The following is a 25,607-nucleotide window of genomic DNA, read 5'->3' as shown; positions in this document are numbered from 1 at the left end:
GACTGATGTGGCGGTGTCGGCGTGCGCCGACGTCAGGCCTTGCGGCAGGCTCAGGGCGTGCGCCGGCGTCAGGCCTTGCAGCAGGCTCAGGCCTTGCGGCGGCGCGCCCCCTGCTCGGTTCTCGCGCGGATGAGGTCGCGGGCCGAGAGCTGGTGCGAGCGGCGGCCGTAGTCGTCCGCGGTGATGCCGGAGAGGAAGGTGCCCGGGTCGACTTCGAGGGCGGTGGCGAGGCGCACGAGGGTCTCGGCCGTGGGGCTGGAGACGCCGCGTTCGATCTTGCCGATGCTGGTCCAGCTGATCTCGGAGAGCTCGCCGAGATCCTCGAGTGAGATGCCGAGACGCTGGCGGATCTCGCGGATGCGGCGACCGATCTTGAGAGCGGCTTCCGAGTGGATAGTTGGCACCGATCCAGCGTGCTCGTCTCATGCATCGTGCACCAGAGCTTGCTCGCACAGGGTGAGAACATCTAGTGCGCAAAGTTCTTGATCGGCGCACGGGCCGGCTCGAGCGCGAACCGCACGCATGCCGGCCGGGCGTTCGGGGACTGCGCCGTGAGCGGACGCGCCGCATGAATGTCGGCGGTTCCGGGTAATCTCCGAACCATGAGCATGAGCGGTGGACCGGTAGCGCGCGGATCGCGCGTCTCGTCAGGCGACGCCGCGCGCCAGCGCGAACTCAACGAGGCCGCCCCCGCGATCCCGAACCTCGGCCCGCGCATCGCGGCACTCTTCAGGCCGTATCGCTGGCAGCTGTCGGTGATCGTCTCGCTCGTGCTGATCTCGGCCGCGCTCGGGATCCTGCCGCCCCTCCTCACGCAGCGCGTCTTCGACGAGGGACTGTTCCCGCCGAACGGTGAGCCGAACCTGGGGGTGCTCTCGTGGCTCGTCGCGGGTATGGTGGCGGCGTTCGTGCTGTCGTCGGGCCTCGGCATCGTGCAGACCCTCTTCACGGCGCGGGTCGGCAACCGGGTGATGGGCGACCTGCGGGTGCGGCTGTTCGCGCACCTGCAATCGATGGAGCTCGGCTTCTTCACCCGCACCAAGACCGGCGTGATCCAGTCCCGCCTGCAGAACGACGTCGGCGGCGTGGCGAACGTGCTCACCAACACGGTGGGCAACATCATCGGCAACACGGTCACCGTAGTCGCGGCCGCGGTCGCCATGCTGCTGCTCAGCTGGCAGCTCACCCTCATCGCGGTCGTGCTGATGCCGGTCCTGGTCATTGCGCAGCGTCGGGTGGGGCAGGTGCGGGCACGGATCGCGGGCCGCACCCAGGAATCCCTGTCCGAGATGACGGCGATCACACAGGAGGCGCTCTCGGTGTCGGGCGTGCTGCTCGCCAAGACCTACTCGCGGCAGCGAGCCGAGACCGAGCGCTACGCCGCCGAGAACAGCAGGCAGATCGGTCTGCAGGTGCGGCAGACGATGAGCGGGCAGGTGTTCTTCGCGCTCGTGCAGGTGTTCCTCTCGGCGGTGCCCGCGATCGTGTACCTGGTCTCCGGGTGGATCATCGCGAGGGGCCAGGGAGAGGGCTTCGACCCCGGTATCACCGCGGGCACCATCGTCGCGTTCACCACGGTGCAGTCGCGGCTGCTCTTCCCGCTCATGGCGCTGCTGCGCATCGCACTCGATCTGCAGACCTCGCGTGCGCTCTTCGCCCGCATCTTCGAGTACCTCGATCTCGAGCCGGCGATCACCGATGCTCCCGACGCGCGGGAGCCCTCCGAGGCGCCCGGCATGGCGGGCCGGGTGGAGTTCGAGAGTGTCTCGTTCCGCTACCCCGACGCGGGCGGGCAGGAGCGCCCGACGCTCGACCGGGTATCGTTCGAGGTGCGGCCCGGTGAATTCGTGGCGTTCGTCGGGGCATCGGGATCGGGCAAGACGACGATCGGCTCGTTGATCCCGCGCCTCTACGACGCGACCTCCGGCACCGTGCGCTACGCGGGAGACGACGTGAGAGAGCTGCGCCACGAAGCGCTGGTCGACCGCATCGGCGTGGTGACGCAGGAGCCGTATCTGTTCCACGCGTCGATCGCGGCGAACCTCCGCTACGCGAAGCCCGACGCCTCGCAGCAGGAGCTGGAGGCCGCGGCGAGGCTCGCCAACATCCACGACACCATCACGACCTTTGCCGACGGCTACGAGACGGTGGTGGGGGAGCGGGGCTATCGACTGTCGGGCGGTGAGAAGCAGCGGATCGCGATCGCCCGCGTGCTGCTCAAGAACCCGCGCGTGCTCGTGCTCGACGAGGCCACGAGCGCGCTCGACACCGTGAACGAGCGCATCGTGCAGCGTGCCCTGGAGGGCGCGCGCAGCGGCCGCACCACCATCGCCATCGCGCACCGCCTCTCGACCGTCGTCGACGCCGATCGCATCTACGTGGTGGGTGGCGGCCGCATTCTCGAGCAGGGCACGCACCGTGAACTGCTCGCGCGCGGTGGGCCCTACGCGGAGCTCTACGCGCAGCAGAGCTGAGGCGAGCACCGGGGCGCCGACCCTACACGGGGCGCACGAAGTAGACCCGGTCGAATCCGTTCTCCCTGCGTCTGCCGGTCTCGCGGTAGCCGCGCCGCGGGTAGTACTCGAGATTCTCCGTCATCTTCGCGTTCGTGTAGAGCCGGGTCTCCGGGAGCTTCAGGGAGCGGGCCTCGTCGTCGGCGCGATCCAGGAGTGCGGCTCCGATCCCGAGCCCCTGAGCCTGCGGGGCGACGGCGACGTTCTCGATGAGCAGGTGGTCGGAGTGAGCCTCCGTCACGAGCACCCCCGCGATCCCTCCGTCGATCCGGGCCACCAGCACTCTGCCCTCGTCGACCGCGGTGGTGTAGTCCGCGGTCATCGGGGCGGGTTCCCGCCCTATGCGTGAGATGTAGGGCGTGTAAGCGGCCCGCACGAGTGCGACGATCTGCGGCACATCCTGCGGCGAAGCCGTCTCGATCTTCGCTGTTATCGTCATGCTTCCAGTATCCCCGGAGCGACGGGGCCGCAGGGCATGGTGGTGCGAAGCGCACGCGGGGGCCGGGCGCTCTCGGATCGCAGAATCTGCGGACCTCGGCGCACGGCGTGTCGCTTTCTGCTGTTTTGCGAGCTAGGGGACCTGTAAAATCGCACACTGTTCGGGTGGGATAATGGCCGGGTGCGCCTCATCACCCAGTCCAGCAAGCTCACTGGTGTGCGTTACGACGTGCGCGGGCCGATCCTGCAGGAGGCGGAACGCCTCGAGCGAGAGGGGCATCGGATCCTCAAGCTCAACATCGGCAATCCCGCTCCGTTCGGTTTCGAGGCTCCCCCCGAGATCGTCGACGAGCTGCGCCGGATCCTGCCCTCCGCCCAGGGGTACAGCGACTCGCGGGGCATCCCGGCTGCCCGCGAGGCCGTCGCCCGCTACTACACCGAGGAGGGCGTCGCCGGCGTCGGGCCGGATGATGTGTTCATCGGCAACGGTGTGAGCGAGATGATCTCCCTCGTGCTGCAGGCGCTGGTCGACGACGGTGACGAGGTGCTCGTCCCCGCGCCGGACTACCCGCTCTGGACAGCCCAGGTCACCCTCTCGGGCGGCCTCGCCGTGCACTACCCCTGTGACGAGTCGAACGGGTGGATGCCCGATCTCGAGGCGATCGAGCGGCTCATCACGCCGCGCACCAAGGGCATCGTGCTCATCAATCCCAACAACCCGACCGGCGCCGTCTATTCGGCGGGGCTGGTGCGGGGGTTCGCGCAGCTCGCCGAGCGCCACGGCCTCGTGCTCATGGCCGACGAGATCTACGAGCGCATCCTCTACGACGGCGCGGTGCACGAGCATGCGGCGCTGCACGTGCGAGAGACGCTCTGCCTCACGTTCAGCGGGCTGTCGAAGGCGCAGCGGGTGGCCGGTTACCGCTCGGGGTGGATGGCCGTGTCGGGGGATCGCTCGCTCGCGCGGGACTTCCTCGAGGGTCTCACCCTGCTCGCCAACATGCGGATGTGCGCGAGCGTGCCCGCGCAGTACGCGATCCCGGTGGCGCTCGCGGCCGAGTCGAACTGGTCGGGCATCACGGAGCTGTGCGCCCCCCGCGGGCGATTGCGGGAGCAGCGCGATACGGCGCATCGGCTGCTCGCGGAGATCCCCGGGGTGACCTGCGAGCGGCCCGGGGGAGCGATGTACCTGTTTCCGAGGCTCGATCCCGAGGTCTACCGGATCGACGACGACCAGGCGTTCGTGATCGATCTGCTGCGCGCGACTCGGGTGCTCGTGACGAACGGGCGAGGCTTCAACCTGCCCACGACGGATCATCTGCGATTCGTGACGCTGCCGTCGGTGCCGGTGCTGACCGAGGCGATCGGGCGCATCGCGGAGTATCTCGAGACGAGGCGGGCGGGGTGACGATCAGGATCCTCGCCGTCGGAAAACGCCACGAGTCGTGGGTCGCCGAGGGTATCGACCGCTACGAGAAGCGTCTGCGCAAGCCGTTCGACGCGAGATGGCAGCTGCTGCCGCACTCCTCCCGCGAGGGGGATGCCGCTCGCGCGGAGGAATCCGAGCGCATTCTCGCGAAGGTGGATCGCGACGCCTACCTGGTGCTGCTCGACGAGCGCGGGCGCAATGTGGAGTCGCCGGTGCTCGCCTCGAAGCTGCAGGGAGCATTCGACGCGGGTCGGGCGGTGACGGTGGTCATCGGGGGCGCGTACGGGGTGGCGGATCGCGTGCGCGAGCGCGCCGACTTCGTGTGGAGCCTGTCGAAGCTGGTATTCCCGCACCAGCTCGTGCGTCTGATCCTCGCCGAGCAGCTGTACCGGGCGCAGGAGATCTCGGCCGGACGGCCGTATCACCACGTGTAGACGGGCCGGTTGCGCGTCGGTGCGTGGTGCTGGGCGGGTGGACGCGGCCCTCGGTCAGACCACTCACAATGTCAGTGGTGCGGTTTAGCGTGAGGGCATGAACCCCTTCCGTCTCACCACCCGGCTGCAATCGCCCCCTCGCGGGCGTCTCCTGCCGAGCCGGCGTGCGGAGGAGACACAGCCGGCCAGGCACGAGGGCGGTGGCCCCGTGCCGGTGCCCTGGCGCGTGGTGGGCAGGTCGGCTGCGGGGGTGATCGAGGTCGAGCACTGCGGTGAAGGGCCGCTGCACTCGGTGCGATTCGCGCTCGCGGGCGACGGCATGCTGGGGCTGTCGCTGCCGCGCACGGTGTATCCGGAGGAGCGACTGCGGGTGGTGGTGCGCGGGCGAGGCGGATCGCGGGCCTCGGAGGCGTCCGACGCGATGCTCGTGCTGCGCTGGTTCCAGCCCGACGGGAGGGAGCTGCTGTGGCCGATCGCACTCTGAACCGGGGCCCGCCGGGCGAGTATCGAGGGTGTTTCGTGCCGCCTTGGAGGTGCTGACGGGGTGGTGCTGGCGACACGCCGGGGAGCGGGTGTGGGGGAAAAATTTTTCGGGCCGATCGACCTGTGGATAACCCCGTGAGAGACGCGGAACTCCGCCGAAAGTTCTCCCCAAGCGGCGCCCGGCGGCGGTGGAAATAAAGTGGAAAACTACAGCGTTGTAACTACTGCATCTTGTGGTCGGTGCAGGTGTGGTTCACTATATGTAGTGCCCCGGGCGGGGCGCGTGACTTTTGAAAGAGGGGCGTGAAATGGCCATCACGGTGTACACCAAGCCGTCGTGCGTGCAGTGCACGGCGACCTATCGGGCGCTCGACAGCAAGGGGATCGAGTACGACGTGCTCGACCTCTCGCAGGACGAGGCGGCGCTGGAAACGGTGAAGGAGCTCGGCTACCTCCAGGCTCCCGTGGTGGTGACCGACGACGAGCACTGGTCGGGCTTCCGCCCCGACAAGATCTCGGAGCTCGCCGGGCGCCTCGCGTAAGCGACTCGGGATCGGGCCTGGTGATGCGTTCATCGTGCGCCCGACGCACTGTCATCATTTCGAACCGCTGCGGCGGGTGGAGCCCGGGGGCTCGGCCCGCCGCAGCGGTTCAGCAGCGAGGGGCCGAGGGGCCCGGGGGATCGCTCGGAGGTGGAGAACATGACCGACCTGGTGTACTTCTCCAGCGTCTCGGGCAACACGCATCGTTTCGTCCAGAAGCTCGATCGCCCGGCTCTGCGCATTCCCCTGTACCCGCGCGAGGAGCCGCTCGTGGTCTCCGAGCCGTATGTGCTGCTCGTTCCCACTTACGGCGGCGGGCCCGAGACGCGGGCCGTGCCCAAGCAGGTGATCCGCTTTCTGAACGACGAGCGCAATCGCAAGCTGCTGCGCGGTGTGATGGCGGCCGGCAACACCAACTTCGGTGAGGCCTACGGGATCGCGGGCGACATCATCGCCCGGAAGTGCCAGGTGCCCTTCCTCTATCGATTCGAACTCTTTGGAACCCCGGACGACGTCACAGCCGTCCAAGAAGGATTGGAACAGTTTTGGGCTCTGCAGTAACAGCCGCTGACGCAGCGAGCGCCGTGATCGAGGCCGGCCACGAGTCGTCGAAGATCAGCGACATGGATTACCACTCGCTGAACGCGATGCTCAACCTGTACGACGCCGACGGCAAGATCCAGTTCGACAAGGATCGCGAGGCCGCGCGCCAGTACTTCCTGCAGCACGTCAACCAGAACATGGTGTTCTTCCACAACTTCGAAGAGCGCATGCGCTACCTGCTCGACAACGACTACTACGAGCGCGAGCTCATCGAGCAGTACTCGTTCGACTTCATCGAGAAGCTGCGCGACGAGGCGTTCGCCATGAAGTTCCGCTTCCCGACGTTCCTCGGCGCTTTCAAGTTCTTCACCTCCTACGCCCTCAAGACGTTCGACGGCAAGCGCTACCTCGAGCGCTTCGAGGACCGTGTGGTGATGGTCGCGCTCGGCCTCGCCCAGGGCGACGAGGAGCTCGCCCGAGGGTACGTGCGCGAGATCATCTCCGGTCGTTTCCAGCCGGCGACGCCCACCTTCCTGAACCTGGGCAAGGCGCAGCGCGGCGAGCTGGTGTCGTGCTTCCTGCTGCGCATCGAAGACAACATGGAGTCGATCTCCCGCGGCATCAACTCCTCGCTGCAGCTCTCGAAGCGCGGCGGCGGCGTCGCGCTCTCCCTGTCGAACATCCGCGAGGCCGGTGCTCCGATCAAGAAGATCGAGAACCAGTCTTCGGGCATCATCCCCGTGATGAAGCTGCTCGAAGACAGCTTCAGCTACGCGAATCAGCTCGGCGCGCGCCAGGGCGCCGGCGCCGTCTACCTGTCGGCCCACCACCCCGACATCATGAAGTTCCTCGACACCAAGCGCGAGAACGCCGACGAGAAGATCCGCATCAAGACGCTCTCGCTGGGTGTGGTCGTGCCCGACATCACCTTCGAGCTCGCCAAGAAGAACGAGGACATGTACCTGTTCTCGCCCTACGACGTCGAGCGCATCTACGGCGTGCCCTTCGGCGACATCGCGCTCTCCGAGAAGTACTACGAGATGGTCGACGATGCCCGCATCAAGAAGACCAAGATCAGTGCCCGTCACTTCTTCCAGACCATCGCCGAGCTGCAGTTCGAGTCGGGGTACCCCTACATCGTGTTCGAGGACACGGTGAACCGGGCCAACCCGATCAAGGGCCGCATCAATATGTCGAACCTCTGCTCCGAGATCCTGCAGGTCAACACCCCGACCACCTACAACGAAGATCTCAGCTACGACGCGATCGGCAAGGACATCAGCTGCAACCTGGGCTCGATGAACATCGCCATGATGATGGACGGCGAGCACTTCGGCAAGAGCGTCGAGCTGTCGATCCGCGCGCTCACCGCGGTGAGCGATATGAGCCACATCTCGTCGGTGCGCTCGGTCGAGGACGGCAACGAGAAGTCCCACGCCATCGGCCTCGGCCAGATGAACCTGCACGGCTACCTGGCGCGCGAGCGCGTGCACTACGGCAGCGAAGAGGGCATCGACTTCACGAACATCTACTTCTACACGATCCTCTTCCACGCCCTGCAAGCGTCGAACACGATCGCGCGCGAGCGCGGCACGAGCTTCGACGGCTTCGCCGACTCGAAGTACGCCTCGGGCGAGTTCTTCGACAAGTACACCGAGCAGGTGTGGGAGCCCGCGACCGAGCGGGTGCGCGAGCTGTTCGCGAACGCGAACATCGCGATCCCCACGCAGCAGGACTGGCGCGAGCTCAAGGCGAAGGTCATGGAGCACGGTCTGTACAACCAGAACCTCCAGGCTGTGCCGCCCACCGGCTCGATCTCGTACATCAACAATTCGACCTCGTCGATCCACCCGATCGCCTCGAAGATCGAGATCCGCAAGGAGGGCAAGCTGGGTCGCGTGTACTACCCGGCGCCGTTCCTCACGAACGACAACCTCGAGTACTACGAGGACGCCTACGAGATCGGCCCCGAGAAGATCATCGACACGTACGCCGCTGCGACGCAGCACGTCGACCAGGGGCTGTCGCTGACGCTGTTCTTCAAGGACACCGCGACGACTCGCGACATCAACAAGGCGCAGATCTACGCATGGCGCAAGGGCATCAAGACGATCTACTACATCCGCCTGCGTCAGCTCGCGCTCGAGGGCACCGACATGTCCGAGTGCGTCAGCTGCATGCTGTGACACTCTGATCAGAGCCGATTTTTACTGAATCCACCGGAGTAGGAAAGAACCCGATGAACTTCAAGCTGGGCCACGTGGTGCAGGCGATCAACTGGAACCGCATCGAGGACGACAAGGACCTCGAGGTCTGGAACCGTCTCGTGAACAACTTCTGGCTGCCCGAGAAGGTGCCGCTGTCGAACGACGTGCAGTCGTGGGCGACGCTCACCGACGCCGAGAAGCTGCTCACCATGCGCGTGTTCACCGGCCTCACCCTGCTCGACACCATCCAGGGCACCGTGGGTGCGGTCTCGCTGATCCCCGATGCGATCACCCCGCACGAAGAAGCGGTGTACACCAATATCGCCTTCATGGAGTCGGTGCACGCGAAGAGCTACTCGTCGATCTTCTCGACGCTGTGCTCGACGAAGGAGATCGACGACGCCTTCCGCTGGTCGGTCGAGAACCCGAACCTGCAGAAGAAGGCTCAGATCATCGTCGATTACTACGAGGGCGACGATCCCCTGAAGCGCAAGGTCGCGTCGACGCTGCTCGAGTCGTTCCTGTTCTACTCGGGCTTCTACCTGCCAATGTACTGGTCCTCGCACGCCAAGCTGACCAACACGGCAGACCTGATCCGCCTCATCATCCGCGACGAGGCCGTGCACGGCTACTACATCGGCTACAAGTTCCAGAAGGGGCTTGAGAACGAGACCGAGGAGCGCCGCCAGGAGCTCAAGGACTACACGTTCTCGCTGCTCTACGACCTCTACGAGAACGAGGTCAAGTACACCGCCGACCTCTACGACCCCGTCGGGCTCACCGAGGACGTCAAGAAGTTCCTGCACTACAACGCGAACAAGGCGCTCATGAATCTCGGCTACGAGCCGATGTTCCCCAAGGAGATGACGGACGTCAACCCGGCGATCCTGTCGTCGCTGTCGCCGAACGCGGATGAGAACCACGACTTCTTCTCGGGCTCGGGATCGAGCTACGTGATCGGCAAGGCCGTCGCCACCGAAGACGAGGACTGGGACTTCTAGGAGTTCAGTTTGAGCCTGTAGCCCGAAAGGGCTGATGAGGGCCCGGAATCGCAGGAAACTGCAGTTCCGGGCCCTTTTTCGTACCACCTCCCAATGGACACAGGAGGTCGGAAATGAACATCAGTACCCGTTCGGTATGGCACGGGGGAGGCACGAGGGCACCTCGTCAGCGAGAGCGGAGTGGCCCGCCGAGGGGAAAGCGCCTTCGGCTCGCCACCCGAGCCGTGCCAGATCGTGCCATGGCGCAACGCGCTGACTTGGAGAAAGCCCAGATCAACAAGGGTATCTACGATGCTTTGGCGCTCTGTGGCACGCAATGGCATGACCGGCGATTCGAGTCCGCTCCAGGCAGTTGGAGGGCATCATGAACGACAAGAACTGGCGGGGCGGATCATCGAGACGCGAAGGGTGGGGGAGCCTGCGGAAGCTCCCCTCGGGGCGCTGGCAGGCGCGATATCCCGGACCTGATGGAGAGATGTACACGGCTCGTACCGACGATGACAAGCCGCTCACCTTCCTCACCAAGACCGACGCCCGTGAGTGGCTCGCCAGCGTCCACACGCAAATCGCGCGTGGATCGTGGGAACCACCATCCGTGACCGCCGCCCGGCGCCGGGCCGAGGCGGCAGCGGAAGAAGCACGTTCGATCGGCTTCACCGAGTACGCCAACAAGTGGCTGGAGATGATCCGTACTCGGCGGAACAAGCGAGGCAAGCTGCGGGCTGCTGGAACCGTTCGCAGTAGTGCCCCATAAAGTGGTGTAGCCCGCGGTGGCCGGCCTCGTCGTGAACGTGGGCGCGGTCACCGTGTGATCCTTCGAGGAAACTCTCACACCCCACTCGAAAGGCATCATCACGATGACCGCTCCTCGTATTCTCGACCCTGCGAGCGTGCTCGCTGAAGCCCTTCTCGACGCGTCGCCCGATCTGATGCGCAAACCTGCTGCAGACGATGATCAACGCGCTGCTGTCCGCGGATGCGGACGCCGTGGTCGGCGCGGAATGGGGCAAGCCCTCACCGGACCGCACCGCGCAGCGAAACGGGTACCGGCACCGCGACCTGGACACCCGTGTCGGCACGATCGATGTCGCGATCCCGAAGCTGCGGCAGGGCACGTACTTCCCGGAGTGGCTGCTGGAGCGGCGTAAACGAGCGGAGACGGCGCTGATCACGGTGGTCGCGGATTGCTATCTCGCTGGCGTCTCGACTCGCCGGATGGACAAGCTCGTGAAGACCCTCGGGATCCACTCCCTGTCGAAGTCGCAGGTCTCGCGGATGGCGGCGGATCTCGACGAGCACGTCGATCAGTTCCGGCACCGCCCGCTCGACGACGCCGGGCCGTTCACGTTCGTCGCCGCCGACGCGCTCACGATGAAGGTCCGCGAAGGCGGCCGGGTCATCAATGCGGTCGTGCTGATCGCGACCGGCGTCAACGCCGATGGCCGCCGCGAGGTCCTGGGCCTGCGAGTGGCGACGAGTGAGACGGGAGCGGCCTGGAACTCGTTCTTCGCCGACCTCGTCGCCCGCGGCCTCGGCGGGGTGCGCCTGGTCACCTCCGACGCCCACCAGGGCCTGGTAGAGGCGATCGCGGCGAACCTGCCCGGCGCGGTCTGGCAACGATGCAGAACCCATTACGCCGCGAACCTCATGAGCGTGACGCCGAAAACCATGTGGTCAGCAGTGAAAGCGATGCTCCACTCTGTCTACGATCAACCCGACGCCGACGCCGTCAACGCCCAGTTCGACCGACTGCTGGACTACGTCGACGGGAAACTGCCCGAGGCGTTCGAGCACCTCGACACCGCCCGGGCGGACATCCTCGCGTTCACCGGGTTCCCCGAGGGGCTCTGGCAGCAGATCTGGTCCAACAACCCCAACGAGCGCCTCAACCGCGAGATCCGCCGACGCACCGACTCCGTCGGGATCTTCCCCAACCGGGACGCGATCATCCGCCTCGTCGGCGCCGTCCTCGCCGAGCAGACCGACGAATGGGCCGAAGGACGCCGTTACCTCGGACTCGACATCCTCGCGAAGTCCCGACTCACCCTCGTCGCCGACACCAGCATCGAGGAGGTGACCCACCCCGTCCTCGAACTCAGCGCCTAACCAACATCACCAGCAGAAGGATCACCGACCGCTACACCACCTCACGGGGCTTGACCGTCCGATGTCGCATGAGTACTTATGCGAGGAGGATTTAAGAAGCACGATCTATCTCCTTCTCTAACACAAATGGGGCGTACAGGCTCTAGCCTGTACGCCCCATTGTCCACCAAGGGCGCTTGGGCGCAGCGCATCCTTGGAGGTTTCTCTATGCGGCCGAAGAGCGCACCGTGATCAGGCGGGAGGGCGCCGGCGAGTTGCGGCTGCGCTGGGCGCGAATTTGCCCGTCGATGATGACTCCTGCGATACCGGGGATGTCGCCACGAGCGATGGACTTCAGCGGGTGGTCCTGCGAACCTCCGGTCGGCTCCTGCAGCAGCACCAGGTCTGCGGGACGCCCCTCTTCGAGGATGCCCTCCTCTCGGCGGAGCACGCGGCCGGCGTTTCCGGTGGCGTAAGCGATCACTTCGGTCGGATCGATGCGGCCAATCGAGGAGAGCTCGGCGATCGTCTTGATGATGGCCATGGGCATAACTCCCGTGCCTGACGGGGTATCCGATCCGAGAATGATGCGTGAAAGGCCGTCATTCTCGGCGGCGAGCTCGCGGATCTTGAGACTTGCTGAGAGGTTCCCCGCCTGGACGAGCTGCAGCGCTGCGCGGGACTCCTTGACGAGCCGCTCCACGTCCGCATCGGGGAGACTTGTCGTGCCACCGTTGATGTGTCCTGCAATGTCAGGGTCCATGGCAAGCAGATCGTCAACGGTGATCGGCGCGATGCCCGGCACTGACGAAGCCCCTCCCGAGTGTGACATCACGAGGAAGCCTGCTTCCTGCGCCCACCGCACATGCGGCACAGCGTCTTTGGGCTTGTCAAAGCCGCCGAAACCGACCTTCATCAGCCAAATACCCATTGCCGCGAGCTCAGCGTAGTCAGATTCCTCCATGTACGGACCCGTCATCAGGGAACCACCATGGATTCTGACGCCGCCGGGTCGGTTCAGTTCAAACGATCGTGCTGCGGCGACCGCAACCGCCTTCACGCCGTCCCGATCCATGGGCCGCCCGGGGAAATGCACCTCACCCGCCGACATCATGGAGGTCACACCACCGTGCATATAGCTCTCGATGAATCCGATTGCGTTCTGCTTGGGATTGAAGTCCCCGATCGCGAAATGGGTGTGAGTGTCAAAGAGACCTGGGATCGCTACCGCTCCCTGCGCATCGACCACCACGTCGGCAGCGTCCGCCGCTCCCCCGAACTCGATAATGCGACCGTTTTCGATCAGCACCGTTTCGACCTCGCGCACCTGGTCTCCAAGGCGCCCCGTGACGACACCGCGAAGGTTTCGGATCAGCAGTCGTCCGTGTTGCGGGCCGAAGTGGCCCGCCTCATAGCTCTCATCCCACATATTCCTATACTCCTTTTTCTTGTATTCGTCGTGGCTGCCAGCAGGTTCTTATATTTCGTCGTGCAGTTCGACGATCAGCTCTACCTCGACCGGACTGTCCTTCGGCAAGGTTGCCACGCCGACCGCAGATCGTGCGTGCACGCCTGCTTCGCCGAGCACATCGTGCAGGAGCCGACTTGCTCCATCGATCACCAGAGATTGCTCGGTAAACGACGGGTCACTTGCCACGAAGCCGACAAGTTTTGCTACGCGCTTCACACGGCCCAGGTCTCCGATGGCGCTGACAAGTGCCGCAAGAGCGTTCACAGCGCATCGCGCGGCAAGCCTCGCAGCCTGCTCGGGATCGATCCCCCCTGCCCCGACCTTTCCAGTCGCTTCGAGGACGCCGTCAACGAGGGGCAGCTGGCCTGAGGTGAACACGAAGTTACCCGCTTGAAGCGCAGGTGTATAGGCTGCGAGAGGAGCCTGCACTTCGGGTAGCGGATACCCGAAGGTTTCGAGCTTCTGGCTAATCTCTAGGTGAGTGAGCTGGGTCAAGGTCGGTCCTCCATAATCGCCGAAGTTGGGGTAGTGGGGTTCTTTCCTGCCGACTCCCGCGCGACTGCGACAGAAATGATAGTGATCAGCAGCATCGCGCTCACGTAGATAGCGATTGCTACCCAGCTCTGGAACCTGCCGTACAGCGCGACCGCGATGATGGGAGCAAACGCACCACCGAGAATCCCCGCCAGCTGGTATCCGAGCGATGCACCCGAGTAGCGCACCTGGGCTGGGAAAAGTTCGGTGGTAAATGCCGCGAGCGGACCGTACATGGCTGCCCAGCACAGCATTCCGATAAAGTCTGCGAGCAGAATCAATGGCACGTTCTGGGTATCAAGCAGCGGGAAGAATGCAAACACCCAGACGAGCGCGCCCACCGCACCTGCCAGATACACAGGGCGACGTCCGACACGGTCCGACAACGCTCCGAATGCTGGAATGAAAAGCAGCATGGCTGCCGCGCTAACGAGGACGGCGAGGAGTGCGATGGACTGATCCATGCTGACCATTTGCGTCAAATACGTGACGATAAACAGGACGTAGATGTAGAACGCAACATCGGTGCCGATACGTGCGCCGGTGGAGATCAGGAGTTCACGCCGCTGCGTGCGAAGTACCTCCACGATCGGGAGCTTCACCCGGATACCGCTCGTAGCGACCTTCTCGAACTCGGGCGACTCTGTCACGTGCAGGCGGATCCACATCCCGATCCCGACGAGCAAAATACTAAGAAGGAACGGCACTCGCCATCCCCACGCCATGAACTGCTCATCCGTGGTGATCGCAGTCATGACCGCAAGCACGCCATTTGCCAGCAAGAGTCCGAGTGGGACTCCGATTTGCGGCCAGCTCGCGGAGAGACCTCGACGTTTGGGGTCGCCATGTTCGAGCGACATCAGGACGGCTCCGCCCCACTCGCCACCAAGACCGAACCCCTGCGCGAATCGGAGGACGGTGAGCAGAATGGGGGCGAAAATACCCAGAGTCTCATAGGTCGGCACCAGGCCGATCAGCACGGTGGCAATACCCATGATGATCAAGGTGATCACCAGCACCTTCTTGCGACCAATCCGGTCACCGTAGTTGCCGAATACCACCGCGCCGACGGGCCTTGCGATGAACCCGACGGCGAAGCTACCGAAGGCGAGCAAGGTGCCAGTGAGCGGGTCGACCGAGGGGAAGAAGAGCTGGTTGAACACCAGTGCTGCAGCGGTTCCGTAGAGGAAGAAGTCGTACCATTCCAGCGCTGTGCCGACCACGCTACCCCCGACCGCGCGAAGGCGCTGAGACCGTGAGCTTTGCTGAATATCCTGTTCGCTCATGAGGCGTCTCGCCCTCCGGCTAGAGGTTTGTTCTGCGGCCCAAGTCTGCGGCGCGCGCTCGATCCCAAATTACACATACGCTTTCTCTCCTTTGAGTCCGCTCCTCCCATCACGCGCTCGACGCATCAGCATGCGCGAACCGTCGGGAGGTCGCTTGTTCCTGAAGGTCGACCACTTCAACTTTCACAGACCCATATATCAAACAGCAAGAGAGGAAATATTGCCTATCTCAAAAGAATTCTTATACTTATGGACATGTTCGACGTGCAGCAACTGATCACTTTCGACGCAGTCGTGCGCGAGGGCACCTTCGCCGCTGCCGCCAGGTCCCTCGGGTACACGCAACCGGGGATCAGCCAACAGATCCGGGCCTTGGAGGACCGGCTGGGAGCCGCACTGTTCGTACGGGCGGGTCGCACATTGCAACTCACCAACGAAGGCGAAACCCTCGCGGAACAAGCCCCCGTACTTTTGGCCGCGCTGCAGTCTGCCCAGGAGCGTGTCAACGCCGTGACCCGACTACGTCGCGGCTCAGTGCGCGTATGTGCGTTTCCGAGCGCAAACGCAGCGCTCTTGCCTCCGGCGATCTCACATTTGCGCTCCGCGCAGCTGGGGATCGAGATTGAGCTCTTCGAGGCGGAGCCTCCGGAATCTCTTAACGGACTCAGCCAGGGTATCTACGACGTAGTGATTTCGTTCCACTACGCCGACGGGTCAACACCGGAAGAGCACCAAAGCGAAGATCATGACACGATAACCGTGCCGCTTCTTTCGGAGCCGCTCCTGCTCTTCATGAACGACTCCCACTCACTCACCCGCAGGCAGAAGATCTCCCTCAGCGAACTCAGCAGCGAAAGATGGATCGCTGGATGCGTGAGGTGCCGTCAGGCGTTCATAGACGCCTGCGCCGCAGAAGGGTTCAACCCGAAGGTCGATATCGCCACTGACGACAACCTCGCCGTCCAGAGCTATGTCGTTTCGGGGCTGGGACTCGCCCTCATGCCACGCATGGTGCAGTCAGTGGTGAAGCTCCCCCGACTCAGAACCCGCCAAGTGTCCCCCGAGCGGGTCAGACTCGTTACAGCCACCTTTCTGCGATCGAATGCTTCATCACCGGCCGTCCAGCACTTGATCTCCTCTCTGCAGTGGGCTGCAGAGCGTCTTTCTCAAGGTGCAGAAACATAAGCATTTCTTTGATTTGACGCATTAATCATTGCTTGCACTTTGCCCAAAGGTAGGCAGAATCGGTAACAAGGGCTGACCGCGAGGTTCGCTGCACAGCCCACCGATTTGCGGGCTGGTGATGCCTGCGCCCCCACCCCGAAGGAATTGATCTGAGTTATGAAGGCACTGCAGCTTGTCGAGATGGATGCTCCCCGAACGAACACACATCGAGCATGGACGCGTGAAGCCCTACGACGGATCGAAGCCGAGACACAGCAGAGCGTAAGAACGCCGCTGATAAAGCTGCCACTCCCCCAGTTTCGCAACGTCACCGTCTATGCCAAGGACGAGTCGGTGCACGTCACCGGAAGCCTGAAGCATCGCCTCGCTCGATCCCTCTTCGTTCAGGCGCTCTGCAACGGTGAGATCGGCCCCGACACGGTCATCATCGAGGCGTCGAGCGGCTCGACCGCCGTGAGTGAAGCGTACTTCGCTGCGCTCATAGGCCTCCCCTTCATAGCTGTCGTACCAGCGCATACAAGCGCAGAGAAGCTCCGAATGATCGAGCATTACGGGGGCCGCTGCCACACCGTGGAAGAGGCGTCAGCCGTTACCACGGAGGCACAGCGTCTCGCGACAGAGTGCGGCGGGTACTTCATAGATCAATTCACGAATGCAGCCACCGCAACCGACTGGCGCACCGCCAACATTGCCGAAGAAGTGCATGAACAGCTCCGGCTCTCGGAGAACCCCGTTCCCAGCTGGGTCGTCGTGGGTGCCGGCACGGGCGGTACGAGCACCTGCTTCGCGCGCCACGCGCGCTATCGTGGGTATGACACACGTGTAGCTGTGGTCGACCCGGATGGCTCAGCCTTCTTTGAAGGATGGCGACAGAATGACCGGTCCGTGCGAACGACTACGCCGTCTCGCATCGAGGGAATCGGACGCACGCAGGTCGAGCCTTCCTTCTACCCCGAACTCATCGACCGCATGATCCACGTTCCGGATGCCGCTTCCATCGCGACAATGCGCTGGTTCTCCCGGCTCCTCGGGCGACGCGTTGGCGCCTCAACTGGGACGAACCTTTGGGGAACGCTACTCCTCGCACAAGAACTCGAACAATCCGGAGAAGCTACCAGCCTCGTCACACTCATTTGCGATTCCGGTGACCGGTACGTCTCCACTTACTACAACGATGACTGGCTCACCACGCAAGGAATCGATGTCAGAACCTACGCGTCCATGCTTACGGAGTTTGAGGGCGCGGGTCAGCTGAAACGAACGGACACAAGCGATTGCACGGTTTCAGCAGCGGAATGAACATAAACCAGCGTTAAGCGCCGATTCGAGTGAGAGGGCGAGGCTCCTGGATCATGCCTCCAGCGTTCTATCGCCAGCGACCGTAGCACCTAGAATCAGAGTGAATTGGCCTGGTTTGAGTTCCGACCGGTTTTCCTGTCAACCTGTCGGTGACAGAAGTTCCTCGGCCTCAGCATAGTAGGCCTGCTCGACCTCGATCGGGGTGCGCATATCGAGTTCCCCGTGAAGGCGCTCATGGTTCCACCACCACACGTATTCGAGGGTCGCGAGTTCGACCTGCTCAACCGTCCGCCAGGGGCCCTGCTGTCGGATCAGTTCGGTCTTGTAGAGGTTGTTGACCGCCTCAGCCATGGCATTGTCAAAACTGTCGCCGACCGTCCCGGTCGAGGGCACTGCTCCGAGTTCCGCAATGCGATCCGTATAGACCATGGCAGTGTAATTCGACCCGTGATCGGCGTGATGGATCAGCCCATCGAGCCTGCCGCCCGATTGCCACGCAGCCATATCGAGTGCCTGCATCGGCAGAACCTCAGATTTCAGCGTCGCAGCGACATTCCAGCCCACGATTCTGCGCGAGTACACGTCAGTGACGAACGCGACATAGGCGAACCCAGACCAGGTGGCGACGTAGGTCACGTCGCACACCCAGAGCTTGCGCGGCCCGTCAGCGGCGAATCTCCGGTTGACGAGATCGGCAGGCAGTGCCGCCGTTTTGTTGGGGCGTGTGGTGAACACGCGCTTTGATTTCCGTACCCCGCGCACGCCGGCGAGCCGCATCAGACGCTCGGTCTGGTCGCGGCCGATCTTCCACCCCTCACGCTTCAGCAGGGCATGCATCTTCCGGCGCCCGTACACGCCATAGTGCTTCGCGTGGAGCCGCCGGATCTCAGGGAGGAGCAACTCGTCGCGCAGCTGCCTGGCTGAGGCCGACCGGGCTTTCGCGGCCCGGTATCCGCGGGAGGTGAGGAACCCACGAACTGGCGCACGCAGCGTACGACAGAGGAACTCGACCCCGAAACGATCACGGTACTCGTCGATGAATCTGATCATTTCGTTCGTGGCCGGTCGAGTTCCTTCGCGAAAAACACGCTCGCGGCTTTGAGTATCTCGTTGGCCTTACGGAGCTCGCTCACCTCGCGGCGTAACCGCCGGTTCTCCTGGGCCATATCGATCGAGGTGCCAGGCTTCGCGCCGGTATCGATGTCGTAGCGGCGCTGCCACACGCGCAGCGTCTCCGAGCTCACTCCGAGGAGCCCACCGACGTGACGGCAGGCCGCGGTCAGCGACTCGTGCTCGGGGCGGGCTTCGGCGAGCATCCGAAGTGCGCGCTGGCGAAGTTCAGGGTCATATTTGCTTGGCATCGTAGTTCCATCCTTGTATAAAGATCGGAACTCAACCCAGGCCAATTCAGAGATCAACGTGCGGTTTCTCTGCGTCGACTACTTCCTAGAGCAACATGACTCCTGGTCAAGTCCCGGGTGGTGGTGTAACGGTTGGTCCTTCGTGGTGATGGGGTCAGGCGCTGAGCTCGAGAACGGTATCGATCACCTCCTCGACGTCGTTGTCTGTGACGAGGGTGAGGCGGCTCTTCGCGAGAACGTCGAGGCCGAGGTAGCGGCGTCCTTCGGCCCATTCATCGGTCTGCTCGGCGAGGACCGCGCCGACGAGGCGGATAATCGCGTCCCGGTTCGGGAAGATCCCGACGGAGTCGGTGCGGCGGCGGATTTCCCGATTGAGACGCTCGTTGGGGTTGTTGGACCAGATCTGCTGCCACAGGCCTTCCGGGAACTGCGCGAAGGCGAGAATATCGGCGCGGGCCGCGTCGAGGTGCTCGTGAGCGTCGGGCAGTTTCCCGTCGACGTAGTCCAGGAGCCGGTCGAACTGAGCGTGGACCGCGGCGGCGTCGGGCTGGTCGTAGACGGAGTGCAGCATCGCCTTCACCGCCGGCCACATGGCCTTCGGTGTCACACTCATCAGGTTCGCCGCGTAGTGCGTGCGACAGCGCTGCCAAACAGCACCGGGCAGGTTCGCTGCGATTGCTTCGACGAGTCCTTGGTGGGCGTCGCTGGTGACGAGGCGGACGCCTCCGAGACCGCGGGCGACGAGGTCGGCGAAGAACGAGTTCCAGGCCGCCCCTGTCTCGCTGGTGGCCACGCGCAGGCCGAGCACCTCGCGGCGCCCGTCGCCGTTGACGCCGGTCGCGACGAGCACCACTGCGCCTATGACGCGGCCGCCCTCGCGAACTTTCATGGTGAGCGCGTCGGCGGCAACGAAGGTAAACGGACCGGCGTCGTCGAGCGGTCGGTGTCGGAACTGCTCGACGTGTGCATCGAGCTCCGCCGCCATCCGGGACACCTGCGACTTCGACAGGGAATGGATGCCGAGGGTCTTGACGAGCTTGTCCATCCGGCGTGTGGACACGCCGGCAAGGTAACAGTCGGCGACGACGGTGATCAGCGCGGTCTCGGCGCGTTTGCGGCGCTCGAGCAGCCATTCGGGGAAATAGGTTCCCTGCCGAAGCTTCGGGATCGCGACATCGATCGTACCGACCCGGGTGTCGAGGTCGCGGTGTCGGTAGCCATTGCGCTGCGTGATCCGGTCGGATGAGGGCTTGCCCCATTCAGCGCCGACCACGGCGTCCGCGTCCGCGGACAAGAGCGCGTTGATCATGGTCTGCAACAGACTGCGCATCAGATCCGGGGACGCGTCGGTGAGAGCTTCGCTGAGCAGGCCGGCAGGGTCGACAATAGTAGGAGCGGTCATCGTGTTGATGCCTTTCGAGTGGGTTGTAGGAGATTCCTCGAAGGATCACACGGTGACCGCGTCCACGTTCTACGACGTGCTGGCCACCGTGCGCTACACCACTTTACGGGGCACTACGTAAAGGTGCTCAACGATGCCTCGCTGTACGATGATGACCTCATGCAGACCTATGTGGCTGGCATGATTACGGGTTCCAGAAACGCAGACGGTAGCGATGACCGCCCCGTCTACTATCTCACCGTCATGGACGGACTCAGTGCCGCCCAGCTTAGGTGCTTTCACGTTCTATACTCCGCCGCAGCTTGGCTCGGCGCTCAGGCACCCGAAGGGCACTTCAAGTTCATATCGATCAGCGTCGAAGAACTCAGAGCTAATCTCCGCCTGCTCCAACCTGAGGGCTCACCGGAATCTGATTACATGCCTGCGATTATCACGCTCGAAGCAGAGGGGCTTATACACGCTGTAGCAGTTACCGATGACGAAGGCGACGAGTGGAGAGTGTCATTCAAGTCGACGCTTCTAGGTGTACTGCTTTTTGATTGGGCGCACGGATTCAGCGACGAGAATATCTTTGCATTCCCCGGGACAGCTGCCCCAACAACGGGCTTCCGAAGCTCTCGTTTAGGGAGCCGTCAGCGGATCGAGCGGTGCGCTAACGTCGGCGGACCTTTCTCGGTGGGTCAGGGGTTCCTCAGATCGTGTCGGCGGGCGGACTTCATCAGGCCGGAGAGGGGAACAGTAGCAGCCGGTTGACCGCGTCGGGCATGAGTCCCGCTTCGGAGTGCAGATTGCTGAGGTGCAGGATCAGGTTACGTCCGGTAGGCGCGAGGGTCACGGGGATCGTGACACACCCAATGTAGGCCGCATCTGCGAGGAGCCGGATCAATTACCAACATTTAATTGCGTAAGTGTTGGTAGAATGAAGATGTGCCCACGCCTCCTGTTCGCTCTCGAATTCCGATCGATCCGGTTTCGTTTGAGACTTTCGATTGGAGGCCACGCGCGCCTGAAATGCACTCGCGGGCGGAGGTGGAGCGCCAAACCGGACCGTACCGGGCAGCTGTGGCGGCAGCGATCGCAGACTGGTCGCCTCGTGTCGTCTCAGAGGACTTGGCCGACATTGAGGATGCGACGCGGCGGCTAGTCGAGTTCGACCGTCACGCGCAGCGCCGGCTTGGTTCCGATAACCCCGCGCTCGGGCCGATGACGGCGATCCTGCTCCGCACGGAATCGGCATCCAGCTCTCAGATCGAGCAACTGACGACGTCGGCGAAGCAGCTCGCCCTCGCTGAGATCCACGAGGGCGACAAGGCCAACGCACTCACCGTCATCGGCAACGTACGTGCTATGGAAGCGGCACTCCGGCTCGCGGGCGATATCAGCGAGGGCTCTATCCTCGCGATGCACAGAGCACTGATGCTTCACCAGCGCGGTTTCGATCCGGCTGATGCCGGGCGCTTCCGCGAGGAGCAGGTATGGATCGGGCCAGGTGAAGCAGGCCCGAGAGTCGCCGACTTCGTCGCGCCTCATCATGAGCGTATTCCAGAGGCGATCGCGGATCTTGTGCGCTTCGCGAGACGAGAGGATGTCCCGGTGCTCGTTCAGGTCGCCGTTGCGCATGCGCAGTTCGAGACGATCCATCCGTTTCCCGATGGGAATGGCCGCACGGGACGGGCCCTTGCACAGTCGATCCTTCGCAATAAGGGACTGGTCGGCTCGACCGCAGTGCCGGTGTCGGCAGGGCTCCTCGTTGAAGTCGACCGCTATTTTGGGGCGCTGGGTTCGTTTCGCAGCGGCGATGCCGCACCGATCGTTCGGGAGTTTGCGAAGGCAAGCCGGATTGCCGCCACGACGGGCACCAGGCTCGTCGACGATCTCGTTGCGCAGCTCGATGACTCTCGGGCAAAGTTGAGGGGTCTTCGTTCGGATGCTGCGGCGTGGAAGGTGCTCCCGGTACTCGTGGGGCAGCCTGCAGTGAATACGAGGTACTTGATGAGCGAGCTCGGTATCGGTGAAATGGCTGCGCTTCGCGCGCTGGGTACCCTCACCGAGCGCGGTGTGCTCGCCGAGACCACGGGCCGAACTCGTGGACGAATCTGGCAGCATCGCGGCATTCTCGGCGTGCTCGACGACTACGCCGTTGAGATTCGCCGAATGTCCGCGCAATGACCTACCCCTGAGGCCGCCCCCGAGGCGAACCGCGAATCGTCAGGTCGCACCGGATACGGTTGAACCATGTCGCCCCGCCTGCTCTTCCGCACCTTCGCGTTCGCCGAACTCGTCACCTGGGCGGGGCTGATCACCGCGCTCATCCTGCGCGGCACGGGCGTCACCGATGCGATGGTGGCGCCGGCGGGCGGAGTGCACGGCTTCGTGTTCCTCGCGTACTGCGTCATCACCGTATTCGTCTGGGCCAACGACCGTTGGCGCTTCGGGGCCGGTGCGCTCGGCTTGATCTCCGCGGTGATCCCGTTCGCGACGCTGCCGTTCGAGCTGGTCATGGATCGGCGGGGCCGCCTGGGGCGCAGCTGGCGCCTCGCGCCCGGCGAGGATGAGCCGCGCGGCTTCGTCGAGCAGGTGCAGGCATGGGTGCTGCGTCACCCCTGGTGGTCGGTCGTGATCCTCCTCGCCGGCGTCACCGCGGTGTTCTCGGTGCTGCTGTGGCTCGGCCCGCCGATTCCCAAGGGGTAGCAGCCGGAATCGAGGATCAGCGCGCCGCTATCCGCCCCAGCAGCCGACCGCAACGTCGCAATCGGCCCGGCTTCGTCCTGCTGACCATCACAGGATGAGGCCGGGCCGATCGTTTGAGCGCCGCGCGAGTCAGACCTCCGGCGCGGCCGCGGTGCGGGGTGTCGAATCCCTTGGATCGGGCTCGGAGGTGCGGCCGGGGGCTGCGGCCTCGCTCGATTCGTGCAGCAGCGCGCGATAGAAGCGGAGCACTGCGGCCCGGTCCTCCGTGCTGAGGCCGGCGATGGCGTGGAAGCGGCGCGCGTGCCTGCGCCCGATGGATTCGCGGGCGTCGAGCCGGCTCGCCTCGCTCACCTGGATGGTCATCCGCCGACGATCGGTCCGGTGCGGCACGCGCCGCACGTGCCCGGCGCGTTCGAGGCGGTCGAGGATCTTGGTCATGGCCGCGGGCGTCACTTCCACGTGCTGTGCGATCATCCCGGGGGTGACTTCCAGGCACTGGTTCTGGGCAGCGATGAGGTAACGGAGTGCCTGCATGTCCGTTTGGCCGAGTTTCATGAAGTCCCGGGCCGACTTGCTCGCCGCCCGTTCGGCTGCGCTCCATTCGTGCATGGCCTCGAGCACCGCAGCGACTTCGGCGACCGTCTCGTCTGGCACGGCCTCGCGCCCGACCACTTCTCCGAGCGGATCCATCACCCTCGGGTCCACGAGCGACCGCAGCGTCTTCGCGGGAGGTCGAGGCTGCTCGGACATGTGTACATCGTACATCTGATTTATAGTTATATTGGAGTATTGTTAACTTGGTTAAATAAGTTCGGGCGGGAAGCCGCTTCCGACCCGGGCGCCCGTAGATCACCTGTCACGATCGGAGTTCGAAATGGACCAGCCCACCACCGCGGTGCCCTATGCCTCGCCGGCCAGCGCGCAGGGAGCACCGTTCGCCGAGCGGCCCCAGAAGTACGACGGCCTCCTCCTTGCCGGCTTCGGCGGCCCGGAGGGGCAGGACGACGTCATCCCCTTCCTGAGGAACGTCACCCGCGGGCGCGGGATCCCGGATGAACGGCTCGAAGAGGTCGCCCACCACTATCGGCATTTCGGAGGAGTCAGCCCGATCAATGCTCAGAACCGTGCGCTGAAGGCCGCGATCGAGGAGGAGCTGGCGCGTCGCGGCCTGGACCTCCCGGTCTACTGGGGCAACCGGAACTGGGCGCCTTACCTCTCCGAGGCGGTGCGTGACGCCGCCGACGCGGGTGATCACCGGCTGCTCGCATTCGCCACGAGTGCCTACAGCTCCTTCTCCAGCTGCCGCCAGTACCGAGAGGATTTCGCACGGGTGCTCGAGGAGACCGGTCTCTCCGAGACCGTGACGATCGACAAGATTCGGCAGTTCTTCGACCACCCCGGGTTCGTGGACTCGTTCGTGGACAGCATCCGGGAGGCGCTCCAGCGCTTCCGGGAGGAGGGCGTCGGGATCGCGCAGATGCGCGTGCTCTTCTCGACCCATTCGATTCCGGTCGACGACGCTCAGCGCTCGGGGCCGCGCGACACCGACTTCGGGCCCGGCGGCGCGTACGAAGCGCAGCATCTGGCAGTCGCGGCCGCTGTGATGGAGCGTGTCAGCGCGCAGGATCCGACACTGCAGGACGTCGCGTGGGAACTCGTCTACCAGTCCCGTTCCGGCCCCGCCTCGCAGCCGTGGCTCGAGCCCGACATCTGCGACCGCATCGCGCAGCTCCCGGCCGAGCCGGTCGAGGCGATAGCGATCTCGCCCATCGGCTTCGTGAGCGATCATATGGAGGTGCTGTGGGACCTCGACACCGAGGCGCTCGAAGCCGCGGCGGAGGTCGGAGTGCGCGCCGTCCGCACCGCCACTCCGGGGGTCGATCCGGTCTACGTCGCAGGGATCGTCGATCTCGTCCAGGAACGGATCGCCGCCGTCGACCCCGCGGATCGAGCCGCTGCGACCCCGCTCGGACCGTGGTTCGACGTCTGCCGTCCGGCGTGCTGCGAGAACGTGAGGGCGGGGTTCAAACCCGCCGCTGCGGGAATCGCTCCCTGACCGCTCCGGCTCAGCCGTTCACGCGGTTTCCCAGGCTCGTGAGAGGCGCCGCAGCTTCGCTGCTCGCCAGTGCCACATCGGCCAGAGTGCGAGGGCGGCCACCGGGGAGAACCACCCGCCGACCGTGAGCTCGTCGCGCCACATCGCGGTGCGCGGTCCCGCGGGGACGACCGTGATCTCGTGATTCCATGAGCCCACCGGGGCGAGGGGGCCCGAGAGCGGTCGTCCTGCGTCACGCATGGTTCTCGTCAGCGATCCGGCCTCGATCCTGACGAGGTCCCTGATCACGATGCGCTGCGTTCCGGCGGGGCATACGCCGAAGAAGCGCAGGGCGACGTCGATGCGGCTGCCGTCCTCGAGGGCGGCGGGGAATCGTTCCCCACCGCGGGGACGCATCTGCAGCAGCGGACGGTAGAGCTGCGCGGCGGCAGCGGGAGAGTGCGCGGCTCGCCACGCGGCCTCCGCCGAGCAGTCGAGTGCCGCAGCGACCGTGATCCGCATCATGCCGTCCCCCTCTCGGCCCCGAGCGACGCCTCCGCCCACGTCGGCTCTCAACGCTACCCCCTGAAGCGCCGGCTGTCCTCTCCTCGAGAGCTGAGCCTCTTGGGGGGGGGGGGGGGGGGGGGATACCCGCCCCGGAGAGGCAT

24 protein-coding genes and 1 pseudogene are annotated in these 25,607 nt (G+C 64.4%); 16 read left to right on the top strand and 9 right to left on the bottom strand.

The genetic code is table 11. The annotated features are described in order from the left end of the window. Positions 1 to 86: 86 nt before the first annotated feature. Complete coding sequence (locus KVY00_RS08520; protein WP_223042564.1) at positions 87 to 404, bottom strand: helix-turn-helix domain-containing protein; 318 nt, start codon at positions 402 to 404, stop codon at positions 87 to 89. 198 nt (positions 405 to 602) lie between these two features. On the opposite strand from KVY00_RS08520, the gene KVY00_RS08515 reads away from it, so the two are divergent. After that, positions 603 to 2,474 carry an ABC transporter ATP-binding protein gene (locus KVY00_RS08515; RefSeq protein ID WP_394358242.1) on the top strand — a complete coding sequence of 624 codons (1,872 nt, stop codon included), beginning with the start codon at positions 603 to 605 and terminating at the stop codon, positions 2,472 to 2,474. Between the two features lie 22 nt (positions 2,475 to 2,496). On the opposite strand, the gene KVY00_RS08510 is transcribed toward KVY00_RS08515, so the two are convergent. Next, positions 2,497 to 2,985: a GNAT family N-acetyltransferase gene (locus KVY00_RS08510; RefSeq protein ID WP_394358284.1), complete on the bottom strand. Its 489-nt coding sequence runs from the start codon at positions 2,983 to 2,985 to the stop codon at positions 2,497 to 2,499. 147 nt (positions 2,986 to 3,132) lie between these two features. On the opposite strand from KVY00_RS08510, the gene KVY00_RS08505 reads away from it, so the two are divergent. The 9 genes and pseudogenes from KVY00_RS08505 (at position 3,133) to KVY00_RS08465 (ending at position 11,696) form a co-directional block, all read left to right on the top strand. Next, positions 3,133 to 4,359: a pyridoxal phosphate-dependent aminotransferase gene (locus KVY00_RS08505; RefSeq protein ID WP_223042562.1), complete on the top strand. Its 1,227-nt coding sequence runs from the start codon at positions 3,133 to 3,135 to the stop codon at positions 4,357 to 4,359. Continuing rightward, positions 4,356 to 4,814, top strand: coding sequence for a 23S rRNA (pseudouridine(1915)-N(3))-methyltransferase RlmH (rlmH, locus tag KVY00_RS08500; RefSeq protein WP_223042561.1), 459 nt, complete (start codon positions 4,356 to 4,358; stop codon positions 4,812 to 4,814). The genes KVY00_RS08505 and rlmH overlap by 4 nt, the downstream gene beginning before the upstream one ends. Before the next feature lie 97 nt (positions 4,815 to 4,911). Continuing rightward, positions 4,912 to 5,298 carry a hypothetical protein gene (locus KVY00_RS08495; protein ID WP_223042560.1) on the top strand — a complete coding sequence of 129 codons (387 nt, stop codon included), beginning with the start codon at positions 4,912 to 4,914 and terminating at the stop codon, positions 5,296 to 5,298. A gap of 307 nt (positions 5,299 to 5,605) precedes the next feature. Beyond that, a complete protein-coding gene (gene nrdH, locus KVY00_RS08490; RefSeq protein ID WP_024356182.1) occupies positions 5,606 to 5,839 on the top strand; it encodes a glutaredoxin-like protein NrdH in 234 nt (77 codons plus the stop codon). Between the two features lie 159 nt (positions 5,840 to 5,998). Further along, positions 5,999 to 6,400: a class Ib ribonucleoside-diphosphate reductase assembly flavoprotein NrdI gene (gene nrdI / locus KVY00_RS08485; protein ID WP_223042559.1), complete on the top strand. Its 402-nt coding sequence runs from the start codon at positions 5,999 to 6,001 to the stop codon at positions 6,398 to 6,400. Between the two features lie 62 nt (positions 6,401 to 6,462). Continuing rightward, positions 6,463 to 8,568: a class 1b ribonucleoside-diphosphate reductase subunit alpha gene (nrdE, locus tag KVY00_RS08480; protein ID WP_223045245.1), complete on the top strand. Its 2,106-nt coding sequence runs from the start codon at positions 6,463 to 6,465 to the stop codon at positions 8,566 to 8,568. Positions 8,569 to 8,621: 53 nt separating this feature from the next. Then, positions 8,622 to 9,590, top strand: a complete 969-nt coding sequence (gene nrdF / locus KVY00_RS08475) for a class 1b ribonucleoside-diphosphate reductase subunit beta (protein WP_223042558.1) — start codon at positions 8,622 to 8,624, stop codon at positions 9,588 to 9,590. A 364-nt stretch (positions 9,591 to 9,954) separates the two neighbouring features. Further along, positions 9,955 to 10,344, top strand: a complete 390-nt coding sequence (locus tag KVY00_RS08470; protein WP_223042557.1) for a hypothetical protein — start codon at positions 9,955 to 9,957, stop codon at positions 10,342 to 10,344. Positions 10,345 to 10,447: 103 nt separating this feature from the next. Beyond that, positions 10,448 to 11,696 (top strand): annotated as a pseudogene (locus KVY00_RS08465) (IS256 family transposase). A 205-nt stretch (positions 11,697 to 11,901) separates the two neighbouring features. On the opposite strand, the gene KVY00_RS08460 reads toward KVY00_RS08465, so the two are convergent. From KVY00_RS08460 to KVY00_RS08450, 3 genes are read right to left on the bottom strand one after another with little or no spacing between them, the layout of a single operon-like run. After that, positions 11,902 to 13,104: an amidohydrolase family protein gene (locus tag KVY00_RS08460; protein ID WP_223042556.1), complete on the bottom strand. Its 1,203-nt coding sequence runs from the start codon at positions 13,102 to 13,104 to the stop codon at positions 11,902 to 11,904. A gap of 48 nt (positions 13,105 to 13,152) precedes the next feature. Next, positions 13,153 to 13,641 carry a RidA family protein gene (locus KVY00_RS08455; protein ID WP_223042555.1) on the bottom strand — a complete coding sequence of 163 codons (489 nt, stop codon included), beginning with the start codon at positions 13,639 to 13,641 and terminating at the stop codon, positions 13,153 to 13,155. Beyond that, a complete protein-coding gene (locus KVY00_RS08450; protein ID WP_223042554.1) occupies positions 13,638 to 14,966 on the bottom strand; it encodes an MFS transporter in 1,329 nt (442 codons plus the stop codon). The genes KVY00_RS08455 and KVY00_RS08450 overlap by 4 nt, the downstream gene beginning before the upstream one ends. A gap of 255 nt (positions 14,967 to 15,221) precedes the next feature. On the opposite strand from KVY00_RS08450, the gene KVY00_RS08445 reads away from it, so the two are divergent. Both KVY00_RS08445 and KVY00_RS08440 read left to right on the top strand, forming a co-directional pair. Further along, positions 15,222 to 16,151, top strand: a complete 930-nt coding sequence (locus tag KVY00_RS08445) for a LysR family transcriptional regulator (RefSeq protein WP_223042553.1) — start codon at positions 15,222 to 15,224, stop codon at positions 16,149 to 16,151. Positions 16,152 to 16,307: 156 nt separating this feature from the next. Then, a complete protein-coding gene (locus KVY00_RS08440) occupies positions 16,308 to 17,450 on the top strand; it encodes a PLP-dependent cysteine synthase family protein (protein WP_255572562.1) in 1,143 nt (380 codons plus the stop codon). 138 nt (positions 17,451 to 17,588) lie between these two features. Here the strand turns inward: KVY00_RS08440 and KVY00_RS08435 are convergent. Next, positions 17,589 to 18,811, bottom strand: a protein-coding gene (locus KVY00_RS08435; RefSeq protein WP_223042552.1) for an IS3 family transposase whose coding sequence is annotated in 2 segments (ribosomal slippage) — positions 17,589 to 18,526 and positions 18,526 to 18,811 — 1,224 coding nt in all. Because the reading frame shifts where the segments join, the coding sequence is not laid out codon by codon here. Between the two features lie 154 nt (positions 18,812 to 18,965). Continuing rightward, positions 18,966 to 20,213 (bottom strand): IS256 family transposase, encoded by a 1,248-nt coding sequence (locus KVY00_RS08430; protein WP_223042551.1) that lies wholly within the window; start codon positions 20,211 to 20,213, stop codon positions 18,966 to 18,968. Between the two features lie 123 nt (positions 20,214 to 20,336). Here KVY00_RS08430 and KVY00_RS08425 point away from each other — a divergent pair, with 123 nt between their 5' ends. The 3 genes from KVY00_RS08425 (at position 20,337) to KVY00_RS08415 (ending at position 22,904) form a co-directional block, all read left to right on the top strand. Next, positions 20,337 to 20,966 carry a hypothetical protein gene (locus KVY00_RS08425; RefSeq protein ID WP_223042550.1) on the top strand — a complete coding sequence of 210 codons (630 nt, stop codon included), beginning with the start codon at positions 20,337 to 20,339 and terminating at the stop codon, positions 20,964 to 20,966. Positions 20,967 to 21,323: 357 nt separating this feature from the next. Beyond that, on the top strand, positions 21,324 to 22,382 hold the full coding sequence (locus KVY00_RS08420; protein WP_305069205.1) for a Fic family protein: 1,059 nt from the start codon (positions 21,324 to 21,326) through the stop codon (positions 22,380 to 22,382). A gap of 66 nt (positions 22,383 to 22,448) precedes the next feature. Continuing rightward, positions 22,449 to 22,904 (top strand): DUF3817 domain-containing protein, encoded by a 456-nt coding sequence (locus KVY00_RS08415; RefSeq protein WP_223042549.1) that lies wholly within the window; start codon positions 22,449 to 22,451, stop codon positions 22,902 to 22,904. A 129-nt stretch (positions 22,905 to 23,033) separates the two neighbouring features. On the opposite strand, the gene KVY00_RS08410 is transcribed toward KVY00_RS08415, so the two are convergent. Further along, positions 23,034 to 23,594: a MarR family winged helix-turn-helix transcriptional regulator gene (locus tag KVY00_RS08410; protein WP_223042548.1), complete on the bottom strand. Its 561-nt coding sequence runs from the start codon at positions 23,592 to 23,594 to the stop codon at positions 23,034 to 23,036. A gap of 184 nt (positions 23,595 to 23,778) precedes the next feature. On the opposite strand from KVY00_RS08410, the gene KVY00_RS08405 reads away from it, so the two are divergent. Further along, on the top strand, positions 23,779 to 24,960 hold the full coding sequence (locus KVY00_RS08405; RefSeq protein WP_223042547.1) for a ferrochelatase: 1,182 nt from the start codon (positions 23,779 to 23,781) through the stop codon (positions 24,958 to 24,960). Between the two features lie 18 nt (positions 24,961 to 24,978). On the opposite strand, the gene KVY00_RS08400 is transcribed toward KVY00_RS08405, so the two are convergent. After that, the gene (locus KVY00_RS08400; RefSeq protein ID WP_223042546.1) at positions 24,979 to 25,464 is read right to left on the bottom strand and encodes a hypothetical protein; all 486 of its coding nucleotides are present in this window, start codon (positions 25,462 to 25,464) and stop codon (positions 24,979 to 24,981) included. Between the last annotated feature and the right edge of the window lie 143 nt (positions 25,465 to 25,607).

Source organism: Leucobacter tenebrionis (assembly GCF_019884725.1).
In the GTDB taxonomy this organism is placed as follows: Bacteria; Actinomycetota; Actinomycetes; order Actinomycetales; family Microbacteriaceae; genus Leucobacter; species Leucobacter tenebrionis.
The sequence above is the reverse complement of the archived record's forward strand: the minus strand, read 5'-3'. Positions and strand labels throughout refer to the sequence as shown.